Origin of the sequence: Caenimonas sedimenti, assembly GCF_007833165.1 — a bacterium.
Classification (GTDB): Bacteria; Pseudomonadota; Gammaproteobacteria; order Burkholderiales; family Burkholderiaceae_C; genus Ramlibacter; species Ramlibacter sedimenti.
On the sequence record NZ_VOBQ01000030.1, the window covers coordinates 39171 to 46200 of the forward strand.

Sequence of the window (7030 nt, forward strand, 5' to 3'; positions counted from 1 at the left end):
TTGCGCGCTCTCCTCCTTGGCGTCCTGCTCGTCGCGGGTTCCGTCCACGCCCAATCCTGGCCGGCCGCGGCGATGCTGCGCGAAACGAACTCCGGCACGATCGCCCTGCGGACGGCGAGCGGCTATACCGTCGGCGAAGTGTCGCGCGACCAGGTGCAGAGGACCGCCGACGTCCTGGAGCGCCTGGCCAAGGTCTACGGCATGGAGACGCCGCACCTTTACGTGACGGCAGCCCACGCGCCGAATGCGTCCGCGTCGCTCCGCGACGGCAAGCCCGCCATCGGCATCACGACCGGCATGCTCCGGATCGCGGGCGAGCGCGACGAGTACCTCGCCGCCGTGCTGGGCCACGAGCTCGGCCATCTGCATGCGGGGCACGGGTTGGCGGGGCGCGAACGGTCCCAGATCGTGACCACGTTCGGTGTGCTCGTGGGCGCCGTCGTCGACATCGGCCTGGGCCTGCGTGGCTACTACACGGGTGGCGCCGGCGCCGAACTTGGCGGGCTGGGCGCCAACGTGGTGAACGCCAAGTTCTCGCGCGACCAGGAGCACGAGGCCGACCGGCTGGGTACCGAAGCCATGGCCAAGGCCGGGTACGACCCGGCGCTGGCGATCGGCTTCTGGCGGCAAGTCGCGGGCACGGTTTCCACGGGGGAAGGCTACTGGCTGAACACCCATCCGCCGCACGCGGAACGCGAAGCGGAGTTGACGGCACGGGCGCGTGAGCTGGCACCGGTGTTCGCGCAGAACCGGCCGAAGGAAGAAGTCACGACCTCAGGGGTACGCGAGACCGTCATCCTGGGGACGCCGCTGGCACCGGCGACGGAGATGCAGGCCTCGGCGGCCATCAGCATGTTGGCTCCTGCGGCGCCTGTCCCGGCGCCAGCGCCCAGGGTGCGCGTCACGATTCCCAACGCCGACGCGGAAGCGCTGGGCCGGCAGGCCTTGCAGCACCTGGTCGGAGGCAACGGCCAGCCCAGGGACCATGCAAAGGCCCGTGCTTTTGGCGAGCGTGCCACCCAGGCGGGCGACCCGGTCGGCAAGGCGGTCTACGGCACCGTCTTGCGGGAAGGGCTCGCCGGCCCCGCCAATCCCGTGCTCGGCTTCCAACTGCTGCAGGAAGCCGCCGAGTACAACGTGCCCTGGGCCCACTACCAACTGGGCATGGCCTACCGGCTCGGCCTGGGCGTCGCCGCCGATCGCGCGCGTGCGCTGCAGCACCTGAGCGCCGCCGCGCCGACGATCGTGGAGGCGCAGGACTTGCTGAGCCGGATCCGGGCGGAGGCACGTTAGAGTCAGGCCATGAGCTTGATGCTGCAGCACGTGCGCGCCGCCGCGCGCGCCAACCGGTTGGCCAACGAGCGCCTGCACGTGGCGATCGCGACATTGCCCGCCGAAGCGTTCCACGCACCGCGGGCCGGCTTCTTCCCGAGCCTGGCGAAGACGCTCAACCACATCCTGGTGATCGACCGGTACTACCTGGATTCGCTGCTGGGCCAGGGTCCGCTGGCGCGCAGCGGTTTCTACGCTTTCGTGCCGGCCGACGATCTCGCGTCGTTGCGCAGGCGCCAGCGCGAGGTCGACGAGGAGCTGATCGTGTTTTGCGACAGGCTCGACGAAGCCGGCCTCGTGCAGGTGGTGCACATCGACCGCCCGGATCGCGTCGACCGTGATCTGGCGCATCGCGTCCTGGCCCACCTGGCGATGCACCAGACCCACCATCGCGGGCAAGTGCATGCGATGCTGTCGTCGGCCGGCGTCAAGCCGCCTCAGCTCGATGAATTCCTGATGGTGAGCGATGCGCCTTTCCGCGTTGGCGATCTGGCGGCCGCCGGCTGGAGCGAGCAGGACCTGCTCGGGGTGCCTTAGTCAGGGCGGTTGTCATTCCTGCGAAGGCAGGAATCCAGGGGCGCGGAGCGTCAAGGATGAGGAGGCACCCTCTAGAATCGCCGCAGGCCCGTACCCATGCTGCCGTACCGCATGACTCTTCTCCATCGCCATGGCGCGCGCTTTGCTGCCGCGCTCTTTCCCATCGTCACGCTCTCCGCCTGCGCCTTCTGGACAGCCGCCGAAGCGCCGCCGCGCACGAGCATCTCGATCTCGGCGCCCAGCAGCATCCAGCGGCCCGAATGGCTGCAGCGCGAAGTGGCCAGGATGGATGCCGAGGCTTTCCCGGCCGCAGGTGCATTGACGCTGAAGCTGTCTTATGAGCTGTCGCCTGTTTCGCCCGCCGCTGTGGCCGGCATGGCGATGCGCAGCATCCGCAAGCGCGCCTGATCCGCGGGCTGCTTCTTCACGACTCCGTCCCGGCCGAGTCACCCAGCCGGGCTGGCGAGATCGTCATCTTCTGCTGCTTCGCCCTTTCTGCAGCCAACCGCGCCGCGGCGGACACGCGCTGCATCGCATGGGTCATTTCCGCACGCGCTGTCGTGTCGAGATCGGGGAAAGCAATCTCCGCCGGCGAGACAACCTCTTGAAGCGCCACGCCCTTGCGGGCGAAAGCGATGCAATTGAATCCGTCTTGCTCCTGGACGGCGAAGCCGTTGCCCTGGAAGCTTCTGGCGATGCGCTTCAGGTAAGCGGAGAAGTTGTGGGCGTCATCATTGAGATTCGCCACCAGGATGCCGCCCGGGAGCAGGGCCGCGTGGCAGTGATCGTAGAACCGCTGGGAACACAGCTGGGACGGCAGGCCCTGGTCGGTATACCCGTCGATCAGGAGCACGTCATATTGCTTGGGCGGGTGCCGGAGGAAGGCGGCGCCGTCCTCGTGGAAGACACTGAACCTCGGGCCGTCCGCCGGGATCATGAACTTCTCGCGCAGGTCGATGACGTGCGGATTGCTTTCGATGGCCCTGAACCGGGTGTCGGGCAGGTGCTTGAAGCAGAATTTCGCGATCGACCCGCCACCCAGGCCGACCATCGCGATCGTGGAAGGGACCGGCTTGAACAGCAGGAAGCCCATCATCATCCTCGTGTACTCCAGATCGAGCACCTCGGGGGCCTGCAGCTGCATGCGGCTCTGGATGTCCCCCGGCGTGAAGTGGAGTGTCCTGGCCGCCAGCGATTCGCATGTGTAGGGCACTGGCTGGCTCCAATAGCCTTTGGCATCGAAGGCCAGGCGAAATTGCGCAGGATCACTCATTGGCTGGTTGCGTCGGAGCCGAGGGGCGGGCGACCATGATAGTCCCCGTCACCGCCTCAACCCGGAGCCGCCACCAGCCGCTGCACCAACCGCCGCGTGAGCGGCGCCACCACCAGCACCACCGGAAAAGCGACGGCCCAGGCCGTGATCCAGCTGCCGGCCCAAACCTCCAGGAAGCCGGACGTCACCCCCACAGCGCGCGCTGTCGCGATGCCCGAGACCACCAGCGACATCAGCCCCGAAAGAATCAAACCGAACAACGCAGGCGCGAATTTCGCCGGGATCATGCAAGCACCTCCATGGGATCGGCGATCTTGGCAGCGCAAGCCATCCGCCGCAGCGCCCGCGCGAAATTTCCCCCGAACAGCAAGGCCGTCTTCACGTCGCCGGGCGGAAACGCATCCGCCGGTGACGCATGCCCGGCCTGCGCCATCAGCCCCGACCACGAGCCGAGCCGGTTCGCGGCCTCGTCATAGGGCACGCCACTCTGCTGCTCCGGCAGGATCGGGTTCCCGACCCACACCATTCCGTGCTGCATGGCGAAGGTGAACATCGAGATCAGCGTGGACTGCTTGTCCCCCGCCGGCAGCGACGACACGGTGAAGCCGGCCGCGAGCTTCCCCTTCAACTGCTGATGGCGCCACATGCGGCCGGTGGCGTCCATGAACGCCTTGAAGGGCGCGGAGACACCGCCCAGGTAGGTGGGCGAGCCCAGCACGATGCCGTCGAAAGGCAGCAGCACGGATGGATCGCGCGCCACGTCTTCGGCCTGCAGCAGTTGCACTTCGGTGCCAGGCACTGCGCGGGCGCCCGCGGCCACATGGCCGGCGATGTGCGCGGTGTGCCCGTGGGCACTATGGAAGACGACGGCGAGATTCATGTTGTTCATTCGATGGACTCCTGATGGAAGTTGAGAGAGAAGCAGGGCAAGGCGCGCCGGATCAGCGCACCACCCAGGCGATGCCAGCGGCGGCCAGGTAAAGGCCCAGGCCGAAAACGGAGTGATTGACCAGGCTGCGCGCGCGATTGCGCCAGGGCGTGGGCGTCTTGCTCGCGGCGATACCCGTGCCCATGGCCGGCTGCATGACGAACCAGGGCGCGGCCACTGTCGCCACGCCCACGCACAGCGCGGGCAGCAGGCTGGGGCTGCGCACCCAGTCCAGGCCCTGCGCGGCCACCAGCAAACCGGCGAAGGCGATGCCCACGGCGTAGTGCGTGAGCCAGCCCAGCGCCAGCTCGCCCCGCACCGGCGCGGCCTGCGCAATGGCTGCGTGCGCCACGCGCCCGCGCGCCAGGTGGCCGACCCAACGGCCGATGAAGGCGAAGTTGAGCGTCGGCACGTTCAGGCGCTGCAGGAGCAGCAGCCACACGTCCATGACGGCGGTGGCGAGGACGCCGATGGCGGCCACGCGGGCGATGGGCTCCGCGATGGGGGTGAGAGAAAGAAAAGGGTTCATGACAGCGCCTCTTGGGTTGACCGATGGGGGTGAGTGCCGTCAGGATGCAACTTCAAGCCAACTTGAGGTCAAGGCCTTTTTGAATCATGGACATTTCGGAAGTGGCCAAGCGCTCCGGCGTGCCGGCCTCCACGCTGCGGTACTACGAGGAGAAGGGGCTCATCGCCTCCGTCGGCCGGCAGGGCCTGCGCCGCCTTTTCCTGCCCACAGTGCTGGACCAGCTGGCGCTGATCGCGCTGGGGCAGGCGGCGGGGTTTTCGCTGGGCGAGATCCGCACGATGTTCACGGCGGACGGGCAACCGAGCATCGACAAGCGCCTGCTCGCGGCCAAGGCCGACGAGATCGATGCGAAGGTGAAGCGCCTGAAGGCGATGAGCGACGGGCTCAGGCACGCGGCGGTGTGCCCGGCGCCCAGTCATGCGGAGTGCCCGACGTTTCGGAGGTTGGTGCGCGCAGCGGGCGAGGGCCGAATCGCGCCGGCTCGCTAGCTGTCAGGGCGGCCCGAGGCGTTCATCTCTCAACGAAACGATTGATGGCGAACCTTCAACAGGTTGGGCCGCGCGGCGGCCTGATTGGGTGCGTCGACCCTGCGATCGACGTAGGCACGCCCGTGCTCGAAAGCCAGGTCGCTGGTCGGCCAGCGACCGATATTCAGCTTGTGGGACGACTCTGGCCCGATGACATAGCAGATCCAACCCTCCGGCGCGCCCCAGAACGAAGGAAACCAGTGGGATTGGAGCGTCCAGCCGCGGTGCTCGGCGTCCACGATGGGGCGGGAGTTGGGAGATTGGTTTGTCACTGCGCCATCCTAGCTGTTCGAACAGCCGGGCGCCGCACGAGGTTGCTCTTCGTCAGCGCAATGAAAGTCTGGCTCTTCCGTGGGCTCTCACTGGCGAATCGCTCAGCGCTCCAGACGCAGGCAGACAGGTGCGCACTGCTGCGGATCGCTCCGCGAGCGAGCCGGCGTTGCGGCCTCGTTGGATTCGAACTGCGATGAGGAAGACAAGGCCCACTCCTGCGCGAGAGCCAGTGTCCGCTGGATTCTTGGCCCCACATCTGCCCGCACAGGGGCCGGAACCAGCGGCCAGACCGAAAGCGCGAGCACGGACCAGCAGATTCCATGCAACGCGATGGCCACTGCGCCCTCGTGCCAGCCAAGCGCGGTGGTAGACGGATCCGGGGTGGACGGAAAGCAAGATTGCGCGCCAGGACGCTGTGAAATTCGAAGCTGATCCATGGAGCGGCATTGTCTGGGATTCACGCGGCGACTCAGCCGGGGAGTTGCGAGCAAATGTTAGGGTGGCAGGTAGGAGGGGCGCTGCCAAAACATCAAGCTTGCAACGCCGATGTGTACCACCGGTCGCCAATTTGCTTCTCAATGTCTGCCTGTGTTTGGTGCGATGCAGTGACGCCGTGGTGGTACATCCACTTCAGAATAAGGAACTTTGACAGTGGGTAGGGGGAACCAGCTGCGTTTGTGGGGAAGAAGGCCATTCTGATCTCAGGTGACATTCCGGTGAGTTCAGCAAGATCGAAGAGATTTTTTGCTACCGACACGACATCTGCCTTGCCACAGTTGAGTGCATCTACCAAATACCTCTCGACCTTGTAGGGACGATAGTTCATGAGTCGAGGCAATACCGAGATCACCTGCCTGTGTGCAAAGCTGCTGGCCTCCCAAATTCGGCGCTTGCTTTCAAGAAATGAGAGGAGCTTATTCGGTGGTGCGAATTTGGCGAAGACTGCGAGAGCAGTACAGAAGCCAACCTCCCCTGCATACTCTTTGACGCATGATAGTAGGGCAGTCACGAAGTCCACCCCTGTGGCGTCACTCGAAACATCCCACGCCAAGACCACATCCTTAACCGCAAAACGTGCCCCATCATCAAGAGCTCGGGCATCGGTGGCAATCTTCAGCAAAAGCCGACCTCTTGCGTAGGAATACCCAAGCTTGGCAAGGTGGCCGGCCACGTTTTCCCGAAGCTCGGCCGACTCCACAAAGAGGCGTCTAATCAAGGGTGATGGCAGTTCCAAATTCAGAGATGCCAAGATTCGAAGAGTGCGCTTTGTAACCTTGTCGGCATTCTTGGCAGGGGAGGACAAGGATGCGGCGAATATCTCGTCCAGCTCAGCGCAATCCTGGACTGTCACGCGTCCCTTCTTCAGTCGCAAGTCAATCTTGTCCAGAGTCACATTCTGCGCAAAGCAGAAGTGGTGTCGAACCTCCATCGACGAAAGAATCTGAGTCTTGGCGAGATTCAAGCTCAAACCTCTGCTTTTCAACGTATCTGCTAGGTCGGAAAGTGAACCGCCCCGGGTTTCGTGGAGGCTGGTTGGTGTGAGTCAGACCGGGATGGTCTGGTGACTTCGGCTTTCGGATTCTCCTTTCTTCAAGCCCCCCGCAGGGGCCGCCGGAGGCCCCCCAGGTCGT

The 7030-nt window shown here is 65.3% G+C and carries 10 protein-coding genes; 4 read left to right on the top strand and 6 right to left on the bottom strand.

All coding sequences use genetic code 11. From position 1 onward, the window contains the following. The 3 genes from FN976_RS27865 (at nt 1) to FN976_RS27875 (ending at nt 2277) form a co-directional block, all read left to right on the top strand. Nucleotides 1-1293, top strand: coding sequence for a sel1 repeat family protein (locus tag FN976_RS27865; protein ID WP_186511254.1), 1293 nt, complete (start codon nt 1-3; stop codon nt 1291-1293). A gap of 9 nt (nt 1294-1302) precedes the next feature. Then, complete coding sequence (locus tag FN976_RS27870) at nt 1303-1869, top strand: DinB family protein (protein ID WP_145897211.1); 567 nt, start codon at nt 1303-1305, stop codon at nt 1867-1869. A gap of 111 nt (nt 1870-1980) precedes the next feature. After that, nucleotides 1981-2277 (top strand): hypothetical protein, encoded by a 297-nt coding sequence (locus FN976_RS27875; RefSeq protein WP_145897213.1) that lies wholly within the window; start codon nt 1981-1983, stop codon nt 2275-2277. Nucleotides 2278-2293: 16 nt separating this feature from the next. Here FN976_RS27875 and FN976_RS27880 read toward each other — a convergent pair whose 3' ends face one another. From FN976_RS27880 to FN976_RS27895, 4 genes are read right to left on the bottom strand one after another with little or no spacing between them, the layout of a single operon-like run. Then, on the bottom strand, nt 2294-3142 hold the full coding sequence (locus tag FN976_RS27880) for a fused MFS/spermidine synthase (protein ID WP_145897215.1): 849 nt from the start codon (nt 3140-3142) through the stop codon (nt 2294-2296). Between the two features lie 56 nt (nt 3143-3198). After that, nucleotides 3199-3429: a DUF2798 domain-containing protein gene (locus FN976_RS27885; RefSeq protein WP_145897217.1), complete on the bottom strand. Its 231-nt coding sequence runs from the start codon at nt 3427-3429 to the stop codon at nt 3199-3201. Next, nucleotides 3426-4031: a flavodoxin family protein gene (locus FN976_RS27890; protein ID WP_255440884.1), complete on the bottom strand. Its 606-nt coding sequence runs from the start codon at nt 4029-4031 to the stop codon at nt 3426-3428. The genes FN976_RS27885 and FN976_RS27890 overlap by 4 nt, the downstream gene beginning before the upstream one ends. 52 nt (nt 4032-4083) lie before the next feature. Next, nucleotides 4084-4599, bottom strand: coding sequence for a DUF2938 domain-containing protein (locus tag FN976_RS27895; RefSeq protein WP_145897218.1), 516 nt, complete (start codon nt 4597-4599; stop codon nt 4084-4086). Nucleotides 4600-4685: 86 nt separating this feature from the next. On the opposite strand from FN976_RS27895, the gene FN976_RS27900 reads away from it, so the two are divergent. Beyond that, on the top strand, nt 4686-5087 hold the full coding sequence (locus tag FN976_RS27900) for a helix-turn-helix domain-containing protein (RefSeq protein ID WP_145897220.1): 402 nt from the start codon (nt 4686-4688) through the stop codon (nt 5085-5087). A 29-nt stretch (nt 5088-5116) separates the two neighbouring features. Here FN976_RS27900 and FN976_RS27905 read toward each other — a convergent pair whose 3' ends face one another. After that, entirely contained in the window at nt 5117-5365 is a 249-nt protein-coding gene (locus FN976_RS27905) for a hypothetical protein (RefSeq protein WP_145897222.1), read from the bottom strand. A 563-nt stretch (nt 5366-5928) separates the two neighbouring features. Beyond that, a complete protein-coding gene (locus tag FN976_RS27910) occupies nt 5929-6861 on the bottom strand; it encodes a hypothetical protein (RefSeq protein WP_145897224.1) in 933 nt (310 codons plus the stop codon). Between the last annotated feature and the right edge of the window lie 169 nt (nt 6862-7030).